Source organism: Micromonospora sp. NBC_01699 (assembly GCF_036250065.1).
Taxonomy (GTDB): Bacteria; Actinomycetota; Actinomycetes; order Mycobacteriales; family Micromonosporaceae; genus Micromonospora_G.
In genome coordinates this window covers 3,350,513-3,374,769 of sequence record NZ_CP109199.1, presented here as the reverse complement: position 1 = coordinate 3,374,769, position 24,257 = coordinate 3,350,513, and the positions used below count along the sequence as shown (strand labels likewise).

Genomic DNA, 24,257 nt, shown 5'->3' with positions numbered 1-24,257 from the left:
TCCCCGTCTAGAACTGGAGCTCGAAGAACGGCAGCGGCGCCTCCGGGTCCGTACGGTGCCGATGCCCGGTGCCGTTCGTGAGTGGCGGCACCGGCACGTCGAACCAGAACCGTCGGCGCCGGTACCGCGGCGGATCCAGCGCGGGCCGGAGCGCGGTGTGGTCGTCCGGGGCCTGTCGCACCACCAGGTGCGCGTTGGTGCCGCCGAAGCCGAACGAGCTGACCGCCGCCCGGCGTACCCCGTCGCGGCCGCTCCACGGCTGCAACCGGCGTACCGGGTACAGCGGTGACTGGTCGAACTGGAAGCGCCGGTTGAGCGTCGTGCAGTGCAGGGTCGGGGGCAGCTGCCCGTGATGTACCGAGAGCACGATCTTGATCAGGCCGGCGATGCCGGCCGCGCTGAGGGTGTGGCCGATGTTGGTCTTCACGCTGCCGACACCGCAGAATCCGGTCTCGTCCGTGGCCGCGCGGAACACCTCGGTGAGGGCCTTCAGCTCCATCGGATCGCCGATCATGGTGCCGGTGCCGTGCGCCTCGACGTAGCCGATCTGCTGCGGGGACACGGCGGCCGCCGCGAGGGCGGATTCGATGACCTCCCGTTGGGCGCGGGGGTTCGGCGTGGTGATGCCCATGGTGCGGCCGTCGTTGTTGACCGCGCTGCCCTCGATCACCGCGTACACCCGGTCGCCGTCGCGGACCGCGTCCGCGAGCCGTTTCAGGAGCAGCACGCCGACGCCCTCGCCGAGGACGATGCCGTCCGCGCGCTCGTCGAACGTGTGACAACGACCCGTCGGCGACAGCGCTCCCGCGCCGCTCATACCGACGAACGGCACCTCGTCGAGGAGAATCTCGACGCCGCCGGCGAGTGCCAGTTCCGACTCGCCGGTCCGCAGGCTCTGCGCGGCCAGGTGCACCGCGACGAGCGCGGACGAGCACGCCGTGTCGACGACCACGGCCGGACCCCGCGCGTCGAGGTAGTGCGAGAGGTGCGCGGCGATGAAGTTCTGCGCCATCCCGCTGATCGAGTGCGGGCCCGCGGTCGCGTGGTGCGCGCCGAAATTCGCCGCCCGGGCGCCCGCGAAGACGCCGATCCGCCGACCGGCCACGTCCGCGGGAGCGAGTCCCGCGTCGGCCAGGCACTCGGCCCCGGCTTCGAGGAACTGTCGCACCAGCGGGTCCACGTGGGCGGCACCGGCCGGATCCAGCCGGAAGTGCTCCGGGTCGAAGTCCTCGATCCCGTCGAGGAAGCCGCCCCACTTGCTGACCGTGGTGCCCGGTGCCGGCACCGGCCGCCAGAACCGGTCCGGATCCCAGCGCGAGCGCGGTACCTCGGTGACCGAGTCCACGCCGTCGACCAGGTTGCGCCAGAACGACGCGTGATCGGGTGCTCCGGCGAAGTGGGCCGCGATCCCCACCACGGCGATCCCGTCCGTCGGCGTCGGCCGGGGTACGGCTCGCGCCGGCTCCGGCGTACCGGCCGCCCGGTCCCGGGCAGCGGTCACCGGTGGTGTCGGCACGGGCTCCGGGTCCGGGGCGGGGGCGTCCGGCGCCGGCAGCTGCCCGCGCAGCGCGGCGGCGAGCAGTTCCACGGTCGGGTTCTCCAGGAGAGCGGACGGCTCGGCGACCACGTCGAGTTCGCGTTCCAACGCGGCGAGCAGCTGGGCGATCATGATGGAGTCCACGCCCAGGTCGGCGAAGTCCGCGTCCGGCCGGATCTGGGCGACGTCGAGGCGGAGCGTCGTCGCGAACACCTCGGTCAGCCGCCGGACGTCGCCGTCGCCGGCCGGGCCATCGACCGGCCGGGTCTCGGGCGCAGGGCCCGGCCTGACGGGCGCGGTCACCGCCAGCAGGGCACCGGTGTCGAAGCGTCCGGCGTCCACGACGCAGGGCAGGACGACCGGATCGGGTCCGGCCAGCGCCGCGTCGAGCAGGGCCAGTCCGGTCGACGGGCTCAACGTCCGCAGGCCGAGGTCCCGGTACACCGGCGTATCGACCTCCGGCATACCGGCGGCCTGCCAGCTCGGCCACTGTAGCGCCCGGACGACCGGTGTCCCCGCGCCCGTGGCGGTCCGGTACTCGGCGACCCGGTCCAGCACCGCGTTGGCGAGCGCGTAGTCGCTCATGCCGACGGCGAGCGCGGGCACCTGTCCGGCGGCGGACGAGTACAGCACGACGAACCGCAGCGGGTCGTCCGCGCACGCGTCCAGAACCGCCTGCAACCCCGTCGTCTTCGGCGCCAGGACCCTGCGCATGTCGTCGGTACGCTTTCCGACGAACGCCGGGTCGGTCATCACGCCGAGCCCGGCGCAGTGCACGATCCCGACGATCGGGCCCAGCTCACCTCGGGCGCGGTCGAGCACCGCGCCGGCTTCTTCCAGCGGCACGCTCTCGATCAGCACGCGTACCCCCGGACGGTCCAGCGCCTGGAGATTCCGCAGCCGCGCGGCCAGCGCGGGGTCGGTGTCGGGGGCGGCGATCAGCGCGGGCCAGGTCTCCCGGACGGGCAGCGGCGACTGACCGAGCAGGACCAGTCGGTTCGCGCCCCGCTCGACGAGCTCCCCGGCCAGCAGCCGCCCGAGGGCGCCCGTCCCACCGGTGATCACCACTGTCCGCCCGGCCAGGTCGGCCGACCAGCGCACCGGCGCCGGCGATGCGGGCGGGCCTGCCGTACGCATCACCGGCACGTACCGCACGCCGCCCCGCAGGCACACCTCGGTGACCGGGTCGGTCGCCGCGAGTTCGGTGGCGACCAGCTTCCGCAGGGCGTCCGGGTCCAGGGTGTCGATGTCGACGGTACGCGCGAACACACCCCGGTACTCCGCGGTGAGCATCCGCACCAGCCCCGCGAACGCCGCGCCCCGCAGGGTCGGGTGCTCCGCACCGAAGGTGGTCAGGCCACAGGTCAGATGCAGGTACGCGAATCCGGTGGTCCGATTCGCCGCTGTCAACTCCCGTACCAGCACGATCCGGGCCCAGTCGACCCGGACGGTATCCACCGGCACCGCGGACACGTCGACGAGGTCGACCACGGTGGACACCGGACCGACCGACGCGGCGATGCGCAGACCGGCCGCCTCGGCGTCGTCGTCCAGACGGATCACCGTCGCGGCGGGGCCGAACGCGGCCACAGCCAGAGCTTCGGTCTCCGCGTTGACGAGAACCACGACCTCGCCCAGTGGGCCGGCGGATCGCAGCGGGGCGGGTTCCCAGGACTTCACCAGTAGGGTCGCCGGATCCGCCGGCACCGCGTCGACCACGGTCGAGGTCCGCTGCTCGTCCGGGTACGGTCGCCCGTCGGCGGTCGTCAGCCAGTGCCGTTCACGCGCGAACGGGTAGGTCGGCATGGAGGTCAGCGCCGGTCGTTCCGTCCGCAGCGCGGGCCAGTCGATGTCGGCGCCGTCCTGCCAGAGCCGGGCGATCCGGTCGAGCCGGCCCTCGCGGGCCAGCCGCCCCAGATAGCTCGTCCCCTCCGGCTCGGCGAGCCAGGTGTGGTCGCCGGTCGCGGCACCGGCCTCGACATCGCCGCCGAGGAAGGCGGCCAGTTGGTCGCGCAGGTGGTCCACGGAATCGGCGACCAGCGCGAGGCGGACCGCCATGGGCACCCGGCCGGTCTGCGAGGTGTACGCGACGGAGGACAGCACGGGCCGCTCCCGCTCGCCGAGGAACGTCCACATGGCGGTGGCGTACCGGCGCAGTGCGTCCCCGTCCCGGGCGGACAGGAGGAACACCTCGGGGCCTCCCGAGGCGATCGGCGCCGTCGCGGGTGGCTCCTCCAGCACCACGTGGGCGTTGACGCCGCCGAACCCGAACGAGCTGACGCCGGCGCGCAGCGCGACGGGCCTGTCGTCGGTGTCCCGGGGCGCCCATTCCCGGGTCTCCCGTACCGGCTCGAAGGGCGTCCCACTGAAGTCGATCAATGGATTGAGCTGCTCCAGATGCAGCGTGGGCGGCAGCTGCCGGTGCCGCATCGCCAGCATCACCTTGATCACGCCAGCGATGCCGGCGGCCGGTTCGAGGTGGCCGATATTGCTCTTCACCGTTCCGACGCCGCAGGTGACCGCGGGTTGCTCGGCGAGCCTGGCCCGGGCCCGGATCAGGGCGTCGATCTCGACCGGGTCGCCCAGGGAGGTGCCGGTTCCGTGCAACTCGATGTAGGACACCGTCTCGATCGGCACCCCCGCGTCCCGGTACGCGTCGACCAACAGGTCGGCCTGGGCCAGCGGGTTCGGCGAGGTCAGTGACGACGCGCGACCGCCGTGGTTGACCGCGCTGCCGCGGATGACCGCGTGTACCCGGTCCCCGTCGGCGAGGGCGCGGGACAGTGGCTTGAGCACGAGGACTCCGACGCCCTCACCCTTGACGTAGCCGTCGGCCCGCGCGTCGAGGGCCTTGCACCGGCCGTCCGGTGACAGGACCCCGAGCTGGTTGCCGGCCACCACGGTCTGTGGGGACAGCACGAGGCTCACCCCGCCGGCGATGGCCAGGTCGCTCTCCCCCGACCGCAGAGCCCGGACGGCGCGGTGCAGGGCCACCAGCGAGCTGGAGCACGCGGTGTCGATACTCTCGCTCGGGCCCCGCAGGTCCAGCAGGTACGAGATGCGGTTGGCCAGCATCGTACGGGCCAGGCCGGTCCCGGCGTGAGCGTTGACCTCCTCGCCGCGCAGCACCATCGCCTCGTAGTCGGTGAACTGCACCCCCGCGAACACGCACACGCGACGGCCGGCGAGCTGATCGGCCCGGCAGCCGGCATCCTCCAGCGCGGCCCAGGTGTGTTCGAGGAACAGCCGGTGCTGCGGGTCCATGACCTGCGCCTCGGCCGGGGAGATCCGGAAGAACAAGGGGTCGAAGCGGTCGACGTCGGTGAGGAAGCCACCCCACCGGGCAGTGCCCTTGAAGCGCCGCGCGACCTCCCGCCAGTCCCACCGGTCGGCGGGGGTTTCGGTGATCAGATCCCGGCCTGCGGCGAGGTGCTGCCAGAACGACTCCAGGTCGGGCGCACCGGGAAGCCTCCCGGCCAGGCCGATGATGGCGATCGGCTCGTCGGCCAGTGACCGGGGGACGGCGGGTGCGGGTACGGGTGTGGGTGCGGGCACCTGGACCGGCTCGACCGCCGCGGCCGCGACGGGCGGCGTCCGGACCACCGTCGACGGGAGTTCCTCGGCCAGGTGGCCAGCCAGTTTGGTGATCGTGTTGGCACCGAAGAGCGTTGTGGTCGGCACGGTCACGTCGTACCGCTCGGTCAGCGCCGCAGCGAGATTCTGCATACCGAACGAGTCCAGGCCGTACTCGCCGAAGCCTGCGTCCGGGTCGAGCGTGGTCGGGGCGATCCCCAGAATCTCGGCGACGATCGCCCTGAGCTGGTCGGTCAGCTCAGCCGGAAGCCGGGACGGCTGGGGGCGGGACACCGGAAGCGGCGCGACGGTCGGGCCGTCGTCACGCAGCCGCATGCCCTCGACCAGCTCACGCATCCGCCCCGGCTCGCCCGGAAGGACGGCGACCTGGGGATGGCCCAGCCGAAGCACGAGGTCGAGCACCCGCTCGCCCTCGGCCGCCTCAAGGTAACGGAAGCCGGTGCCGACCAGGTAGCGGCGCTCGTCCTCGGCGTCCACGTGCATACCGCCGACCCGCCACATGGGCCAGTCCACGGATACCGTGCGGCCGTGGCGCTGGCCGGCGAGGCGCCGCTCCTCGCGTTCCACGGCGAACCCGTCGAGATACCGGGCGCCGACCGCATAGTCCACCAGGCCGTAGTCGCCGAGGTGCCCGGCCAGGGACGAGTACAGGACGAACAGGTCCAGCGGCAGATCGCGGGTGACCTCATCGAGCACCCGTGTGCCCACGAAGCGTGCCCGCAGGTGCGTGCGCAACTCGTCGATGCGCTTGTCCGGCAGCGGGTTGCGCGACGCGGTGCCCGCGAGGTGGAAGACACCGTTCAGGGTGCCCCAGGTGGCGGTCACGGCCGCCACCACGCCGGCCATCGCGGCCCGGTCGTCGACCGGGGCCGGGTAGTACTCGACGTCACCGAGAGCGCGCAGCTCACCCAGCTCGGCTGCACGATCGGCGGCCGGCGACCGACCGGTGAGCGCCACCCGCGCGCCGCGCGCCAGCAGCGTCCGGGCCAGCAGCAGACCGAGGCCGCCGAGGCCACCGGTGACGAGATAGACGCCGTCCGCGCGCAGCGACGACGACACCGCCGGCTGCGCCGCGATCTCGCTCAGCGCCCGTACGGTCCGGCTCGTGGCCGACAGTCGGACGGCCGCGCCGGAGAGCCGACCCGCGGCCACCTCGGCGAGCAACACCCCGGGGTCGACCGGGCCGGCCACCCGTACCACACCGAACACCGTGCCCGGCAGTGCCGCGCGCAACGACGCGTCGAAGCCTCCCCACGCCTCTGCCAGGGCGCCGTCGGCCACCAGCACCTGGATCCGGGCCCGGATGCCGGCCGCCATCAGCACCTGTGCGAGCAGGAACATCGCCTCGATGCCCAGCTCCGGGCGGTCGGGGGCGAGCAGTGGCCACTCGAACACGATCCGACCGGGCGGTTCGGCGAGCAACCGCGCGTAGTCGTCCGGCTCGCCGGGGCGGATCGTGATCACGGAACCCTCGACCGCGTACTCGACGCCGGGGCGGACGTGCACGGCGCCCGGCACCGGCAGGTCCCCGAAGACCAGCGGCCGGTCGGCGTGATCTGCCGCGACCGGCACCGGCTCCGCCGACCAGGTGGCGGCGAAGTAACTGACCGGCGGCACCTCGGTGGTTGACCGCACGGAATCCCCGTCGGTGAACCAGTGCCGTTCCCCCGCGAACGGGTAGGTCGGCAGGGACCGCCGGTTCGGCGTCCGGATCCACCGGGTACGCCAGTCCACCAGTGCACCCCGGACCCATGCCGCAGCTGCCTCGTCGTCGCCACCACCGTCGTACGGGCTCCGGTCCGCGCGCCGCTCCACCCGGCCCACGTGGACGCCGGAGGTGTCACCGGCGAGGAACCGCCGCAGGGTGGCGACCGCGTGCTCGGCAGTGTCCGTCACGAACGCGAGCCGCTCGGCGTGATCCCCCCGGCCGACCTGGAGGGTGTAGGCGGTGCCCGCCAGATCGTCCACCCACCTGTCCTGGCGGTCGACGAACTCCCGTGCGTACGCGCGCAGCCGGGCGTCGTCCCGGGCGGAGAGGGTGAACACGACCGGCGCCAGCGTCGGAGACGGTTCCCCGGCCCGATACTCCTCCAGCACGACGTGCGCGTTGACCCCGCCGTACCCGAAGGAGCTCACCCCGGCTCGGCGCGGCACACCGGGCGCGGGCGGTGCCCACTCGCGGCCCTGGGTCGCCACCTCGAACGCGCTGCCCGCCAGCGCCAGGTGCGGATTCAGCTCCGGGCCGTGGGGATCGCCGCTGATCCGGCCGTGCCGCAGCGACAACAGCACCCGCAGCACCGCGGCGATGCCCGCCGCCGGCTCAAGGTGTCCGATCGTGTTCTTCAACGCCCCGAGGGCACAGTGCGGCCGGGTGGGGGCGGCGTGACCCCACTCGCGGTAGAGCTCGGCGAACGCCTGGCGCAGGCCGTTGGTCTCGGCCGGGTCGCCGATGACCGTGCCGGTGCCGTGCGTCTCGACGTAGCCGATCGTCGCCGGGTCGACACCGGCCTCCCGGTGGGCTCGCTTGATCACTTCCGCCTGGGCCCGGGGGTTGGGCGCGGTCAGGGAGTTGGACCGCCCGCCGTGGTTGACCGCCGTGCCGCGCACCGTGGCCAGAATCGGGTTGCCGTCGGCGCGGGCCCGGCTGAGCCGCTTGAGGACGACGGCACCGACGCCCTCCCCACGGACGTAGCCGGCGGCGTCGGCGTCGAACGCCCTGCCGGTTCCGTCCGGGCTCAGCATTCCCGCGCGCTCCAGGGAGGCGAACGTCACCGGCGACAGCATCAGGCTGACGCCCCCCACGATGACCGTGCCGCAGTGCCCCAGCCGCAGGACTTCCACCGCGCGGTGCAACGCGACCAGCGAGCTGGAGCAGGCCGTGTCCACTGGTTCGCTGGGGCCGTGCAGATCCAGGAGGTAGGAGACCCGGTTGGCCAGCATGGACGGGGTCAGGCCGGTCGAGGAGTAGGCGTCGGTGGCCGCGCCGGACCGTTGGATCAGCTCGGCGTACTCCGAGGATCCGACCCCGACGAACAGTCCGGTGTCACTGCCCGCCAACTCGGCCGGGTCGATTCCCCCGTCCTCCAGCGCCGCCCACACCGTACGGAGCAGCAGCCGTTGCCGAGGGTCGATCCAGCGGGCCTCCCGGGGCGAGATGCCGAAGAACAGGGGGTCGAACCGGTCGATGCCAGCCATGAAGCCGGCGCGGGTGATCCGGGTCCGGTCGGGGTGCCGTGCGGGATCGCCGTAGTGCGCCCGCGCGTCCCAGCGGTCGGCCGGCACGTCGCTGAACAGGTCACCGCCCCGTTGCAGGTGTGCCCAGAACTCGTCCAGGTCGGCAGAGCCGGGCAGCACCCCCGCCATGCCGACGATCACCACCGGGTCGTCCGCCTCCACCTCCGCCTCCACCTCCGGCTCCACCTCCGGCTCCACCTCCGGCTCCGGCTCCGGACCGGGCGGGGCGGCGACCGGCGGGTGCTCGTCCACCAGCCACTGGGCCAGGGCCGTCGCCGTGGGCGTGGCCAGCAGTTGGTCGGGTCCGATCGGTACACCGAGCTCGCCGGAGACGTCACCGGCCAGCCGAAGCAGGCCCAGGGAGTCCAGTCCGTGGTCGTGGAACGAACCGGAGGGGTCGAGGTCGGCCACCGGGTAGCCGCTGACCGCACTCAACAGCCGCAGCACGGTGTCCAGCACCGGCGCGGTCGCCGGTCGGGACGGCAGCGACGGTTCGGCGGGGACCGACGGCGGGGCGGCGGGGCGGATCCAGCAGCGGTTGCGGGCGAACGGGTATCCCGGCAACGACAGCGGTCGCGGCCCCCCGCCGGGCCCACCCGACCACTCGAAGACCTCGCCGTCGACCCAGCCGCGAGCGACGTCGTCCGGATCGGCGGACGGCACGACCGCCGCGCCGGGCTCGACGGTGACAACGCCGGCGTACGCCCGGGACCGCCCGGCCAGGAAGCCGGCAAGCTCGTCGATCAGCTCGGGCACCGAGTGGGCGACCACAGCCAGCCGATGGGCCATCGACTCGCGCCCGGTCTGGAGGGTGTGCGCCACGCGGCCAAGGTCGACCGCCGGGCCGGCACCGGGCAACGCCTCGGCGAGTTCCCGCAGCGTGGATCCGCTGTGCACGGCCCCGCTGCGCAACACGGTGTTCCGGCCGACCAACCTCATGATCGCGGCGGGATCCAGCCCCAGCTCGTCGAGCGGCTCGTCCACCGCGCTCACCGGCACACCGGCAGCCGCAGCGACGCCGGCCACGTCGGTGCCGGACGACGCCGCCCGTAGCCAATCGAGCATCCGCTCGGCGACGCGGCGCAGCGCTTCGGCGTCGCGGGCGGAGAACGGGAACACGGCGGGTACGGCGACGACGCCGGACCACGGCGCGGACCGGTACTCCTCGACCACGAGGTGTGCGTTGGAGCCGCCGGCCCCGAAGGCACTGACACCCGCGCGCAGCGGCCCGGGGCCGGTCCAGGGTGCGGCCTCGCGCTGCACCCGGAACGGCACAGCCGCCCAGTCGACGGCCGGGTTGAGGGTCTCGGCGTGCAGTGACGGCGCCAGTTCCCCGGCGCGCAGTTGCAACAGGACCTTGGTCAGGGCGGCGATGCCTGCGGCCGATTCCAGGTGCCCGACGGCCGACTTCACCGAGCCGAGGGCGATCGAGCCGACGGGGCGGTCGCCGAAGGCGCGGGCCAGCCCCGCCACCTCCGCCGGATCACCCAGTGCGGTCCCGGTGCCATGCGCCTCCACGTAGGACACCCCGGCCGGATCGACGTTCGCGGCCCGGAGCGCGTCCGCGATGACCTCGCCCTGCGCCGCCGGGCTGGGTACGGCGTACCCCCCGGTCTTGCCGCCGTGGTTGACGGCGCTGCCCAGGATCACCCCGAGGATCCGGTCACCGTCGCGCTCTGCCGCTGCCAGGGGTTTCAGCAGGACCGCGCCGACGCCCTCGCCGGGGACCATGCCGTCGCCGCCGGCCGCGAAACTGCGGCACCGGCCCGTCTCGCCGGTGAACCCACCGGCGGCGAGCTGTCGGTACTTCCGCGGGTGCGGGGTGAGGTTGACGCCGCCGGCGAGCGCGTAGTCCGCACCGCCGCCGGCGAGCGCCTCGCAGGCAAGGTGAATGGCCGTCAGAGACGACGAGCACATGGTGTCGACGGCCAGGCTCGGGCCGTGGAGGTCGAAGAAGTACGAGACACGATTCGCGATCGAGGCGTACCCCATACCGCCGGCGAGACCACGCTCGTCCTCGAACAGCTGGTAGTGCCCGTACATCACGCCCACGTAGACACCGACCCGGCTGCCGCGCAGGCGGGCGCGCGGATATCCCGCGTCCTCAAGCGTGTGCCAGGCCGTCTGGAGGAACAGCCGTTCCTGCGGGTCGGTCAGCTCGGCCTCGCGCAGCGACATCTGGAAGAAGCGCGGGTCGAACTCGTCGATCCGGTCGAGGAAGCCGCCCCACCGAGTGATCGGCTTACCGTCCACCTCGGTCATCGTCGCCGAATCCCAGCGGTCCGCCGGCACCTCGCGTACGCAGTCGCGGCCCGCGCGCAGGTTGGCCCAGAACGCGTCGACGTCGTCCGCGAGCGGGTACCGGCCCGCCATGCCGATGATCGCGATCCGAGTGTCCGCCGCCGGTTGTGGTGTCGGTCGGGCCTCGACCACCTCGGCGGTGGCCGGCACGGGTACTTCGGGCAGCAGGGCACGGACGGCGTCCGCGTGCTGCTCGACGAGGTGGTCGGCAACCTCCCGGATCGTCGGGTACTCGAACAGCAGGGTGGCTGGCAGGTCGCCCATGCGTTCGGAAAGCAGGTCGGCGATCCGGGGCACCGCCAGCGAGTCGACGCCGAAGTTCTCGTACGTCTCGTCGAGCCACAACCGGTCCCTGGGCACCTGCAAGATCTGCACGAACGCGTCCTTGACGTATTCGCGGGCGGCCTCGGTCAGTCGGTCGCCGGCGGCGTGCTGCCTCGTCACCGCCCGCTTCGCAGAGGGCGGCACCGCGATCGCGATGGGCGCCTCGGCGGCCGGGTCTGTCTCCGCGATCACGACGTGCTGGGTGAGCCCCTCGTCGGCCGGGAAGGCGCGGCTGCGGGCGAACCCGGCCAGTTCGAGCGCCGTGCACCAGCCGGGTCCGGAGAGCAGCGGCGATCCCGGCAGTCGCAGCTCGGTGTCCTGGTGCAGCCACCAGCCGTCGAGCAGGCCGAAGGTCAGTGTGGCGGTGACGACGTTGCTGCTGGCCTCGTTGAGCACCAGTCGTCCACCGGGCTTGAGCAGCGTCGCCACCGCGCGCAGCGTGTGCAGCAGGTCGGCGGTCGCGTGCAGGACGTTCGCCGCCACCACCAGGTCGGCGCTTCCCGGCGTGAAGCCCTGCGCGGCCGGGTCGGCCGAGATGTCGAGCTGTTGGAACCGCAGTGTCGGGTACTCGGCCGCGAAGCGCTGCCGGCCGTGCTGCAAGAAGGCGTGGGAGATGTCGGTGTAGACGTAGGTCACCTCCGCGCCGGAGGAGGCCAGGGCGGGCAGCAGGCTGGCGGTGGTGCCGCCGGTGCCGGCACCGACCTCGACCACCGTGAACGGGCCGTCGTGGTGGGCCAGCCGGTCGAGGACAGCGGTGACCACGAGCCGGTTCGCCTGGTCGACGACGGGACTACCCCGGTACGCGCCCTCCACGAGGGCGGTGGACCCGCCGGGGAACATCACCTCGGTCGCCCGTACGGTGCCGCGCAGTACGCCGAACAGGTGGTCCATGCAGGGCCGCAGCAGCCGGTCGAATCGGTTCAGGGCGGGCTGCCGCTCGCACAGCGCGATCAGGTCGCTCTCCGGGTCCACCGGAGCCGGGCGCGTCGTGGGGAGCAGGTCGGTCCCGCTCTCCCGGAGGAAGCCGGCGACGGTGAGTACCCGCAGCAACTCGGTGAAGAGCCTGTCCTGCCCGGGAACGATCCGCAGCTGCCGCCTGAGCCGCGCCGCGGTCCATCGCTCGGCCTGGTCCAGGAACACGCCCTCGCGCCGGAAGAGGGTCCACAGCCAGCCGAGCACGATCTCGTCGAGCCGGTGCTGCTCGGCCTCGGTCAGCAGCCGCGCGACCGGGGGCAGCGCCGCCAACCCGGGGGCCAACTCCCGATCGTCGGCCGGGGCGTCGGCGGGCTGTTCGACCCCGCCGGCGGCGAGCACGGCGGGGTCCGCCTTGATAACCAGCACCTGCCGCTCGGTGCGGCCCAGTACGTCGTGCACCGCCGCCATGCCCTCGGCCGGCGTGATCGAGTGGATTCCGGTCCGCGCCAGCCGTTGCCGGTAGTGCTCGTCGGCGACGATTCCCACGGTGCCCCAGAAACCCCAGTTGATCACGGCGACCCGGGCGGCCAGGATCCCGTCGAGGTGATGTGCGAAGGCGTCCACGAAGGCCGACCCGGCGGCGTAGTTGGCCTGCCCGGCGCTGCCCGAGAGCGCCACCGCCGAGGAGAAGAAGAGCACGAAGTCCAGGTCGGCCGCGTCACCGAGCGCGGCGTGCAGCGCCACCGACGTACGGGTCTTCGCCTCAAGGACCGTCCTGAAGGTGTCCTCGGTCATCGTCGCGACGGTCCGGTCGCCCAGGACGATCGTCGCGTGCACCACCCCGTGCAGCGCGCCGTACGTGGCCCGGGTTTCCTCGACCACCTCACGCAGCGCCGTCACGCTGGTCGCGTCACACCGCCGGTACGAGACGAGCGAGCCCGACGGGTCGATGCGCCGCAGCCGCTCCAGCCGCTCGGGGCCCAGCTCGCTCCGCCCGACCAGCACCACCCTCGCCTGGTAGCCCCGGACAAGCCAGTCGGTGAGCTCCAGACCGATGCCCCCGGCCCCGCCGAGGATCAGGTAGACCCCGGCACGGCGGATCGCCTCCCGCGCGGGCGTGGTGTCGGCGGCGACCAGGCGCCGCCGGTGGAGGACGCCGGCGCGCAGGGCGTACGGGCCGCCGGCCGGCGCGTCGAGCACATCGGCGGAGACGGGATCGGTGGACGCCCGGTCCACCACCGCCACCCGCCACCGTGGATGTTCCTGGGCCAGCGACAGTGCCAGGCCGTGCAGGCTCGCCCCGTACGGGTTGCCGACGGCATCGGGCCCGGTGGTCAGCGCGTCCTCGGTGACCACGGTCAGCCGCACCGGCGTACCGGACCGCTGCAACACCTTGGCGATCCGGAAGAGTGCCAGTACACCGCGATCCTGTGCGGCGTCGAGCACGTCGGGGTCGTCGGTCCGACCCGCCACACCGGCGAGCACGATCACGTGGTCGGGCGGCCCGGTCGGCAGGTCGAGCCGGGTCGGGTCGAGTTCGGTGACGCTACCGCCGATCCGGGCCACGAGGGCCGCGGCGAGCGCCGCGCATTCGGGGCCGCGTACCAGCCAGGTGTTCCTGCCAACGGGTTCCGTGGCTTCCCCGGGCAGTGGCGACCAGCGCGGCACGTACATGAGGCCCGCCACCGACGGCGGCGTGAGCGCCGCTCCCTGTCGGGGCGGCACCGGTGCCGGTCGCGGCGCCGGCCGCAGGGAGAGGTCACGCAGCCGGGCGCAGACGCGGCCGGCCGGGTCGGTCAGGCTCAGGTCGTAGCGGTCGGGGCCGACGGCCCGCACGTGGGCGTACGCCCGCTCCGGCACCGGAGCCAGGACCTCGACGGCGGTGAGGGCGAACGGCACCATCGCGGGTCCGGCGGTGCGGTCGCGCAGGACCGCGAACGTGTGCAACGCGCCGTCGATCATGGCCGGGTGCAGCGCGCAGCCCGCGAACCGGGCGGCCTCGGCCGGAATACGCAGGCTCGCCAGCGCCTCGCCGGCGCCTACCGCCACCCACTCGACGGATCGTAGTGCCGGGCCGTACACCAGACCGGCCTCGGCGAGATCGGCGTAGATGCCGGCGCCGTCGTGCCGGTGAGGCAGGCGGTCCCGGATCTGATCGACCGCGACGGTCTCCGTCGCGGCATCCGACAACGCCTCGACCCCTCCTTCCACGAGCAGTTCACCGGCGTCGTCGTGGAGTGAGAACGCGAGACCCGTGCCGTTGCGGCGCAGCCGCGTGCGGGTGGACCGGGTGGCGCCGTTCACCACGAGCGGCCGGACCCACCGGACGTCGGCCAGGCGTACCGGCGTGGCGTACCCGACGTTCGCGGCTGCCGCCCGCGCCATCTCCAGCGCCGCTGCGCCGGGCAAGAGCCGGATGTCACCGACGCGATGTCCATCGATCAAGGGGTGTCCGGCGCTGAACTCGGTGCGGTAGGTCAGTCCGTCGAGACTCTCCGCGGGCTCGACGTCGTCGAGCAACGGGTGCGCGGCCCGGGTCGCCGAGGGCGGGGACCAGATTTCGTCCGTGAGCCAGCAGCGGAGCCCCTCGAACGGGTAGCCGGGTAACGGCACCCGGCGACCGGTCCCTTCCGGCCAGCCGATGGTGGCGCCGTCGGCCCAGGCGGCGGCGAGGTCCGGCAACTCGGCGGACGCGGGTTCGGCGACCCGGGACGCGGCACGACCGCGTACGGTGCCGGTCCACACGCCTCCCCCGGCGCCGGCCCGCAGCCGGGTCACCAGTTCCACGACCGACGAAGCCAGCACCACCATGCGGTCGGCCCACGCCTCGCGCCCGTGCTGGAGTGTGAAGGCCACGTCCGCGAGTGGGTGGTCGAGGCCCTGCTCCACGGCGTCGGCCAACTGCGCGGCCAGCACCCGCAGGCGCTCCGGCGTCCGGGCGGACAGCGGGAACAACCAGGGGCCCGCCCCGGTACGGGGTGCCGGCGCGACGAGGTGCTCCTCGACGACGAGGTGGGCGTTTGATCCACCCGCACCGAACGAGCTGATGCCGGCGCGACGCGGTGCCCCGGACCTTCGCGGCCACGGCGCGACCTCACGCTGCACCCGCAGTGGTGTCGAGTCGAAGTCGATGTTCGGGTTCACCGGGTCCGCGTGCAGCGACGGCACGAGCTCCCCGTGTTTCATTTGCAGCAGTACCTTGCAGAGCCCGGCCATTCCGGAAGCGGACTCAAGGTGGCCGATGTTGGATTTCACCGAGCCGATCGGCAGGCTGCCCGGCGGCAGCCCCGAGGTGCCCAACGCTCGGGCGAGCGCCCGGATCTCCACCGGGTCGCCGAGGGCGGTGCCGGTGCCGTGCGCCTCCAGATAGCCGAGCGAGGTGGCGCTGACGCCGGCCTCGGTCAGCGCCCGCTCCACAAGATCGCCCTGGGCCACGGGGTTCGGCACGGTGAAACCGTTCGTCCGTCCGCCGTGGTTGACGGCGCTGCCGAGGATGACGCCGTGGATGTGGTCGCCGTCGCGGATCGCGGTCGCCAGCGGCTTGAGCACGACGGCTCCGACGCCCTCGCCCGGCACGTACCCGTCCCCGTCCGCGCCGAAGCTGCGGCATCGCCCGTCGCTGGACGTGAAGCTGCCCTGGCCGAGGAAGCGGTACTTGTACGGATGGACGTGCAGGTTGACCCCGCCGGCGACGGCCAACTCCGCCTCTCCGGCGCGCAGATCGCGGACGGCCAGGTGAATCGCGGTCAGCGAGGACGAGCACATCGTGTCCACGCCGAGGCTGGGACCGGTCACCCCGAACGTGTACGAGACACGGTTGGCGATGGACGCGTGCGAGGACGCACCGATTCGGCCGTCTCCGGCCTCGTACAACTGGTACAGCCCGTACATGGCGCCCACGTACACCCCCACCCGACGGGAGCGCAGGTCCGCCCGCGTCCGACCGGCGTTCTCCAGGGCGTGCCAGGCGGTTTGCAGGAACAGCCGCTCCTGTGGGTCGACGATCTCCGCCTCCCGGGGCGAGATGCCGAAGAACAGCGGGTCGAACAGGTCGATGCCGTTGAGGAAACTGCCCCACCGGCTGTACTCGGCCGCCCGGTCGGCCGGCGTCGCCTGGTCGTACGCCCGCCAGTCCCAGCGATCCGCGGGAATCTCGGTGACGAGGTCGCGCCCGGCCCGCAGATTGGTCCAGAACTCCTCCAGGGTGTCGGACTCGGCGAAGCGGGCCGCGACGCCGATGATCGCGATGGGCGCCGAGCTGTCCGCGACCGATTCCTCCACGACGACCGGCCGTACCTCGTCCACGACGACCGGCTGTCCCGCGGCCACGACGACCTCGGCCGGCGTGGTCACCGCTTCGGCCGGGGGCGGCGCCAACTCGACGAGCCGGGCGGAGTGCTGCTCCACGAACCAGCCGGCGAGCCCACGCAGGTCCTGGTACTCGAAGAACAACGTCTTCGGCAGTGACCCGAAGTGCTCCTCCAGCCGGCGGGTCATGTCCATGATCAGCAGCGAGTCGATGCCGTACTGCTCGAACGCCGTGTCCGCGTCGATGTCCTCCGGCGGATAGTCGAACGCCTCCGCCAGCAGGACACGGAGGAAGTCCTCGGCCACGCGGGCGACAGGCTCCGCCACCTCCGCCACCTCCGCCACCGATGGCGGTACGGGTGCGGGAGCCGGTGCGTCGAGCAGCGTCCGGAGACGGTCGAGGTCACCGTGCGCCACCAGTACGTGGTCCCCGTCGTGACCCATCGCGCGGTCCCAGGCGCGCAGCGCGACCTCCGTCGGCAACGGCCACAACCCGACCCGGCGGGCGATCCTGGCCGCCGTGGCGTCGTCCGCGTCCATCCGGATCCCGCCGTCGGCCCACAACGACCACAGCACGCTCAGGCTCCGGCCGGGCCGGTTGCTGCGCCGCCGCCACCCGGCGAACGCGTCGAGGAAACGGTTCGCGTAGGCGTAGTCGGCCTGTCCGGGGCTGCCGGCGGCACCGGACATGGAGGAGAAACACACGAAGAAGTCGAGCGGATCGCCGGCCGTGGCCCGGTCCAGCTCCACGGTGCCACGGACCTTGGGCCCCAACACCTCCGTGATCTCCTCGTCGGTCTTCCGCATCAGGAAGGAGTCACGGGTGACGCCGGCCAGGTGCAGCACGCCGTGCAGCGGTCCGAACATCTCGTGTATCCGGGCGACGAGTTCCTCTGCCGCGCCGGGGACCCCCAGGTCGGACCGCAGGTAGTGCACGTCGAGGCCGGCAGCGCGCAGGCCGGTCAGGTCGGCGTGGGCGGAGCGGCCGGTCAGCACGTACCGCGCCGACGGGCCCAGGTGCGCGACGAGGTGCCGGCCGAGGGCGCCGGCCCCGCCGGTGACCAGCACCGTACCGTGCGGCACGAGCGGTGCCGCCGTCGGCGCGATCGGCTCCCATCGGGCCACCTGCCGGCCCGCGGCCGTGTACCTGACCTGGAACTCGTGGTCGGCCGCGGCCTCGGCCGACGCGACGTACGCGAGATCGGTGAGATCGGTGGTGACCACCGCGACCCGGAAGTCCGGATGCTCGTTGGCGATCGTCCGTGCCATGCCGTCCAGGGCGAGCACTCGCGCATCCCCGGCACCGCCGGTCGGCCGGAACAGGTGCAGCACCCGCACCGGATGCCGGTTCGTCTGCGCGGCCCACGCCCGGAACAGCCGCACCAGGCCGGGCAGGGGGTCGCTGTCCTCCACCCGGACGACGAGGATCGGCCCGGAACCGGGGAAGACGCCTTCCTCGCCGACCCGTTCGGCACCGGCGAGCACGATGTCGCCGAGCGTCACCATCCGCCGGTCCGGTGTGCCCACCGGCGTACGGGCGTCCTGCCAGCGCCGCGTCAGCAGGTGGGTCCCGGCGGACTCGTCCGGTTCGGCCGCCCCCTTCACCGCCCGGGTCACCACCCCCCGCAGACGTACGAGCACCCGGCCGTCGTCGTCGGCGAACGAGATGTCGTGGCCCGCCGGGGTAGCCACGGCATGGACGTGGCCGTGGTCGGGAAGCGGTCCGAAGATGTCCACACCGTCGACGGAGAAGGGCAGTTCGCGGGGCCGTGGCGCCGACGGGTCGGCGCTGGTCCAGAGCGCGGCCTGGAGCATCGCGTCGAGCAGTGACGGATGCAGGGTGAAGTCGGTGAACGGGAGGTCCACCGCCGCCGGAACCGCGACCCGGGCCAGCGCCTCACCCGGTGTGGACCACACCGATCGCAACCCCTGAAGGCTCGGCCCGTAACCGCCGCCGAGGGCGGCGAACACCGCGTAGCAGTCCCGGGCCGAAGCCGTCCGGGGCAGGCGGGCGCGTACCGCCGCCAGGTCGATGCGGGGAGCATCCGGGGTCCTGCCGAACCGGAGGGTGCCCGTCGAGCACAGTTCGCCATCCGGCGTGTCGTCGACCCGCCGCAGCTCGTACGACACGCCGTCGGCGGCCGGCGCCAGTCGCAGCCGTACCCGGACCGGCTCGTCGGTGACCAGGACCGGTCGCGCCCAGAGGACGTTCTCGATGCTGCTCGCCTGACCGTGCCCGGCCCGTGCGGCGGCGTCGACGGCGAACTCCAGTGCCGCCACCGCAGGCAGGACGCGCACCTCGCCCAGCGCGTGGTCTCGCAGGAAGAACTCGCTACCGGTCAGGAGCCGCTCCGCCGGGGCAGCCACCAGCGCGGCCGGTGGGCTTATCCAGTACCGGCGGGTGACCGGGGGCGGCTGGGGCAGCGACAGCCGGGGCGGACGACCGGACGGCATCGACGGCCAGCGGACCGGGGTGCCCTGCACCCAGAGCCGGGCGGCCTCCTGGAGGTCAGTGGTCGCGACCGGCTCGCCGCGGACGGCCGGGGCGGTGCCGAGTACGACACCGTCACCGTCCCGCAGCCGGGCGACCAGTTCCCCGACGGTCGACACGACCACGGCGAGTCGCTCGGTCAGCGCTTCCCGGCCGGTTTGCAGCGTGCCGACGATCCGGTCGAGCGATGCCTGTGGGTGCGCGTCCAGCCAGGTCAGCAACTCGTCCCGGTACTGGTCGAGCTGTTCGCGTCCGCCGGCCGACAACACCACCAGCCGAGCGGTACGGTCCTGCGTGGTCCCCATCAACGTTCCCCCGCTTCCGCCACGACAACGTGTACGTTGCTGCCACCCATGCCGAAGGAGCTGACACCGGCTCGTGCCGGTACGCCGTCAGGCGGCTCCCACGGCTGTGCTTCGACCTGTAGCCGAAACGGGCTGCCGGTGAGATCGATCATCGGGTTCGGGGTGCCGAGGCCCACCAGACCGGGCAGCAGGCGATGCCGCATGGCCAGCAGCACCTTCACCACGCCGGCGACACCGGCGGCCGCCTCCAGGTGACCGATGTTCGACTTGACCGAGCCGAGCCCGGTCCGTCCGGGGACGACCGGGATCCGCCAGTCGTCGTAGAGCTGTCGGAAGGCGTCCCGGAGCGCGTCGACCTCGATCGGATCGCCGAGCGGCGTCCCCGTGCCGTGGGCCTCGATGTAGCCGATCGTGTCGGGGGAGACCGCCGCCGACCGGTGCGCGGCGATCAGGACGTCCCGCTGGGCCTGTGGGTTGGGCACCGTGAGCGAATGGGTGTGCCCACCGTGGTTCTCGGCCGAGCCGATCAAAACCCCGTGCACCGGGTCTCCATCGGCCAGTGCCCGGTCGAGCAGCTTGAGTGCCAGGAGGACGACGCCCTCGCCCCGGCCGTAGCCGTCCGCCCGTTCGTCGAAGGTCTTGCAGCGCCCGTCGGGGCTGAGCATCCCGGCGCGGCGCAGCCCGGTGAATCCGTACGGGGACAGCAGCAGGTTCGCGCCGCCGGCCAGGGCGAGTTCGCAGTCCCCGTGCTGGAGCGCCCGAGCCGCACGGTGGATCGCCACCAGCGAACTGGAGCAGGCCGTGTCGTAGACCGCGCTGGGGCCGTGCAGGTCGTACAGGTAGGAGATGCGGTTGGCCGCGATGGAGGCGACGTTGCCGATCAGGAAGTGATCACCCATCTCCGGGGAGCCGGGGCCCAGCAGGCTGAGGTAGTCGGCCCCGCTGAGGCCGACGAAGACCCCGGTACGGCTGCCCGCCAGCCCGGCGGGAGCGTAGCCGGAGTCGAGCATGGCCTCGTGCGCGGCGTGCAGCAGGAGTCGGTGCTGCGGATCCATCTGTGCCGCCTCCCGCGGCGAGATCCGGAACAACGCCGCGTCGAACGAGTCCACGTCCCGGACGAAGGAACCACGGAAGCGCTCGGGGAACACCTGTGCGGAGAAGCCCCGCTCCAGCGGGTAGGGACCGGTGAGGTCGCGGCCGTCGGCGAGGTGGGTCCAGAACTCGCCGAGGGACCCGGACGCCGGCAGCCGTCCGCCGACGCCGATGATCGCCACCGGCGGGTAGCCGGTCACCGCGGCCGATGCGGCGGGCTCGCTCAGCCGGACACCGGCTGGTTGTCCGGGCGCCCCGAACGCGTCCGGGTGGCGGTCGGCCAGGTGGGCCGCGAGCGCGGTGAGCGCGGGATAGGCGTAGAAGACCGTGGGCGCGAGGGCAATACCGAAGCGGGTCCGCAGGGCCATCGCCAACCGGGTGAAGCCGACCGAGTCGAAGCCGGCCTCGCCCAGCGGGCGATCGACCGGGATCTCCTCCGGCGGCACCCCGGCCACGCCCGCCGACAGCGCCCGCAGGTCCGCAAGCAGCGTCCCGTCGCCGGCCGGACCGGTCACCGTCTCGGTACGGTGACCGTATCGGCGTACCAGGTCGTCGACGGACAGCGCGGTCAACGGCGCCACGTCGACCTTGGCGTTCGGGGTCAGGGGAAGACTCGTCAACGCCACCGTCCGGGACGGGATCATGTAGTCGGGAAGCCAGGCACCGATCCGGGCGGCGATCGTCGCCGCGACGTCGGGCGGAGCGACGACGAAGGCGACCAACCGGGGGTGTCCGGGCGAGTCCTCGCGCAGCACGACGCGGGCCTCGTCGACGGCGCCCGTACGCCGTACGGCGGCTTCGATCTCACCGAGTTCGATCCGGTGTCCCCGGAGCTTGATCTGCCGGTCGGTGCGACCGAGGAGCACCATCTCCCCGGTGTCCGACCACCGGCCCAGGTCACCGGTGCGGTAGCGGCGCGCTCCGGCCTGCCCGGTGCCGACGAAACGCTCGGCGGTCAGCGCGGGCCGCCCACGGTAGCCTCGCGCGACACCGTCGCCGCCGATCAGCAGTTCCCCGGGTGCGCCGAACGGCACCGGTCCGCCGTCCGGCCCGACGAGGTGGAACGTGGTGTTGGCGATCGGGGTGCCCACGGTGATGGGGCGGTTGCGGCGTACCCGCAGCACCGACGACCAGATAGTGGTCTCCGTCGGGCCGTACATGTTCCACAGTTCGCCGCACCGGTCCAACAGCGCGGCCGCGAGTTCGGCGCTCATCGCCTCCCCGCCGCAGAGCAGTCGCGGCAGGTGGCCCGCCCAACCGGCGGCCAGCAGCATCTGCCAGGTCGCCGGGGTGGCCTGCACGATCGTCGCGCCGCTGGCGTCGAGCAGTTCGGCCAGTGCGAAACCGTCCCGGACCACGCCCGCGGGTGCTATGTGCACGGTGGCACCCCGGGTGAGCGGCAGCAGCAACTCCAGGCCCGCGATGTCGAAACCGGCGGTGGTCACGGCCAGGATCACGTCGTCCTCGGCGCAGCCCGGCCGGTCCGCCATCGCGGTCAGGAAGTTGACCAGGTTGCCGTGGCTGACCTCGACGCCCTTGGGCTCGCCGGTCGAACCGGAGGTGTAGAGCACGTAGGCGAGGTCGGTGTCCCGGCAGGCCACCGGCTCGCCGGGGGTCACGGATCCGGGGTCGCCGAGCGGGATCCGGGCACCCGGCGCGTCATCCGGCAGCCGGTCGCCGAACTCCGGATCGACCAGGACCGCCGCGAGCCCGGCGTCGGTGGCGACGTGGGCGAGCCGGGCCACCGGAAAGTCGGGGTCGAGCGGGACGTACGCGGCGCCGACCGTCTGCACCGCCAGCAACGCCACGATCAGCGCCGCCCGCCGGCCCGACAGGACACCGACGAGGTCTCCCCGTCCCACGTCGCGGTCGCGCAGGGTACGTGCGAGAGCGTGTACCCGTCCGGCCAGCTCGGCGTAGGTCAGCGAGCCGTCGGCGTCCACGACGGCGACCCGATCCGGGATCCGCGCCGCGCGGTTGAGCACCAGATCCGCGGCGGTCACGTCGTGCGGCCGCTCGGCGTACGTGGCGTTGACGCCTTCGAGCAGTGTGCGCTCCGCGGGGGTGGTGAGGTCGAGGTCGGCGACCGTCCGGCCCGGATCCGTGGTGATGGCCTCCAGCAGCAGCCGGTAGTGCTCGGCCAGCCGCTCCACCGTGGCGCGGTCGAAGAGGTCCCGGTCGTACTTGAAGTAGACGAGTGCGGCCGATCCGCGCAGGACCACCTCGACGACGAGGGGGTTCTCTCCTTCCTGGGTCAAGCCCAGGGCGTCCCGGAAGACGGTCTGCCCGGCCGCCATGTCCTGGTCCCCGCCGACCCCCTGTTGCAGATAGAAGCCGATGTCGAAGCTCGCCCCGGTGTCCGAGGTCTGGCGCAGGTCGCCGACCACCGAGGCGAACGGGTAGGCGGCGTACTCCTCGGCCTGGACCATGTGGTCCTGAACGGCGCTCATCAGCTGGGCGCAGGTCCGTCCGGGGTCACAGTCCACCCGTACGACCACCGGGTTGATCAGGTAGCCGACGGTGCGGTCGAACCGCTGCGTCGGACGGCCGTCGGTCGGCACCATCACGCTGATGTCGCGGTGGCCGGAGTGCCTCTGCAACAGCGCGGCGAAGGCGCCGAGCACGACGCTGAACGGGGTCAGTCCCGCCGCGCGGGCGGTGTCCCGGACGGCGGTCCAGGTCGTTTCCGGCAGGCGGATCTGCACCATCGCGCCGGTGTCGCGCGGCGCCGGACCGGCACGGCGCCGGTCGGCGATCGCGTTCAGGACCGGGGCACTCGACGCACCGGCGAGCCGCTCCAGCCACCAGCGCCGGTGCGCGCCGGCCTCCGGCCCGTCGAGCATCGTCTGCTGCCACCGGACGAAGTCGCGGTACGGCGCGGCCGGTTCGATCGGCGGCAGGACGCCGGTGCCGGCCAACGCGTCGTAACAGGCCACGATGTCACGCAGCAGCAGGTGGCTGGAGACGCCGTCGGTGATCAGATGGTGGAACACCAGCAACAGCAGTGCCGCACCACCGGGCCCGGCGATGATCCACATCCGGTGCAACGCGTCCTGCTCCAGGTCGAACGGCAGGTGAACCAGACCCCGCAGGCGCGCCGCGAACTCGGTGTCGGTCACCTGGGTGAGATCCAGCCGGAACACCTCGGCGGGTCGATCGGTGACCTCCTGGACCGGCACGGTGCCGTCCAACCGGACCGTGATCCGCAGCCCCGGGTGCCGATCCACCACCGCGACGAGCGCCTCGGCGAGCACGTCCGGGTCGACCTGGTCACCGAGCCACAACCCCAGCGGCAGGTTGTACGACGTGGTGCCGGGATCGCTCGCGTGGATCGCCCACAACGCCGCCTGGCCGCGACTCAGGGGGTACGGTCCCGGCTCCGGCGCGGGGTTGATCAGGCCACGCAGCAGCGACTCCGCGATCTCGTCGGGGAGTTCTCCCGCGGCGACCGCGGCGAGTACCTCTCGCAGTGCCGGGCTCATCGGGTGGTCCCCCGCTGGAGCTCGGCCAGGGCGTCGTCCACCCGGACGGATCCGTCGCGCAGCCCCGCCAGGAGGGCGCCGAGGCCGTTGGCGGCCGGCGTCGGCTCGGGTTCACCCGCCGCCGGCAGGGGCCCGTACGCCTCGAACACCGAACGCGCCAGTACGCGCACTGTCTGCCCGACACCGAACATGCGGGCCGGTACGTCCACGCCGTAGGCGGCACCGAGGCGTCGGCTGAGCCGGCGCAGGCCCAGCGAGTCCACCCCGGCGTCGGACAACACCCGGTCCGGCGGCAAGCGGTCCGGCGCCACCCCCAGGTGTGCGGCGAGCAATCCGCGAACGTGCTGCCGGACGGCCGTCTCCGGATCGCCGCCGCCCAGCGCCGCGACCCCCACCGGCTCGGCGACGGGTTCGGGCTCAGGCTCGGCGACGGGTTCGGGCTCAGGCTCGGCGACGGGTTCGACGCCGTGGTCAGGATCCACGCCGACCAGTCCCGTACCGCCGACCTGCACCTGGTCGAACCGGGGTCCCGGGGTGATCCAGTAGCTCTCCCGGGCGAAGGGACTGGTCGGTGCCGGCACACGTCGCGGAGCCGTACCCGGCCACAGCTCGACCCAGTCGATCGCGGCGCCGTCGACCCACAACCGGGCCACCTTGTCGACCTTGCCGGCGTC

Annotated in this window: 3 protein-coding genes (1 of these 3 cut by a window edge); all 3 read right to left on the bottom strand. The window is 73.0% G+C overall.

The window, feature by feature from the left end:
• Positions 1 to 7: 7 nt before the first annotated feature.
• Tightly spaced (each overlapping or abutting the next), the 3 genes in view from OG792_RS14860 to OG792_RS14850 form a layout consistent with a single transcriptional unit that may run on beyond the window.
• The gene (locus OG792_RS14860; protein ID WP_329110177.1) at positions 8 to 19,009 is read right to left on the bottom strand and encodes an L-histidine N(alpha)-methyltransferase; all 19,002 of its coding nucleotides are present in this window, start codon (positions 19,007 to 19,009) and stop codon (positions 8 to 10) included.
• Entirely contained in the window at positions 19,009 to 23,583 is a 4,575-nt protein-coding gene (locus OG792_RS14855) for a non-ribosomal peptide synthetase (protein WP_329110176.1), read from the bottom strand. Before OG792_RS14855 ends, OG792_RS14860 begins: the two co-directional genes overlap by 1 nt.
• A protein-coding gene (locus OG792_RS14850; RefSeq protein ID WP_329110174.1) for an SDR family NAD(P)-dependent oxidoreductase crosses the window boundary here: on the bottom strand, positions 23,580 to 24,257 show its 3' end. 12,234 nt of this gene lie beyond the right edge of the window; 678 of the gene's 12,912 nt are visible here — the last part of the coding sequence; its start codon lies off the right edge, out of view — the gene reads right to left on this strand; its stop codon occupies positions 23,580 to 23,582. The genes OG792_RS14855 and OG792_RS14850 overlap by 4 nt, the downstream gene beginning before the upstream one ends.

Coding starts and splice junctions, on each gene's coding strand:
- OG792_RS14860 (WP_329110177.1), bottom strand. CDS start 19,009: ATGGGGACCACGCAGGACCGTACCGCTCGGCTGGTGGTGTTGTCGGCC.
- OG792_RS14855 (WP_329110176.1), bottom strand. CDS start 23,583: ATGAGCCCGGCACTGCGAGAGGTACTCGCCGCGGTCGCCGCGGGAGAA.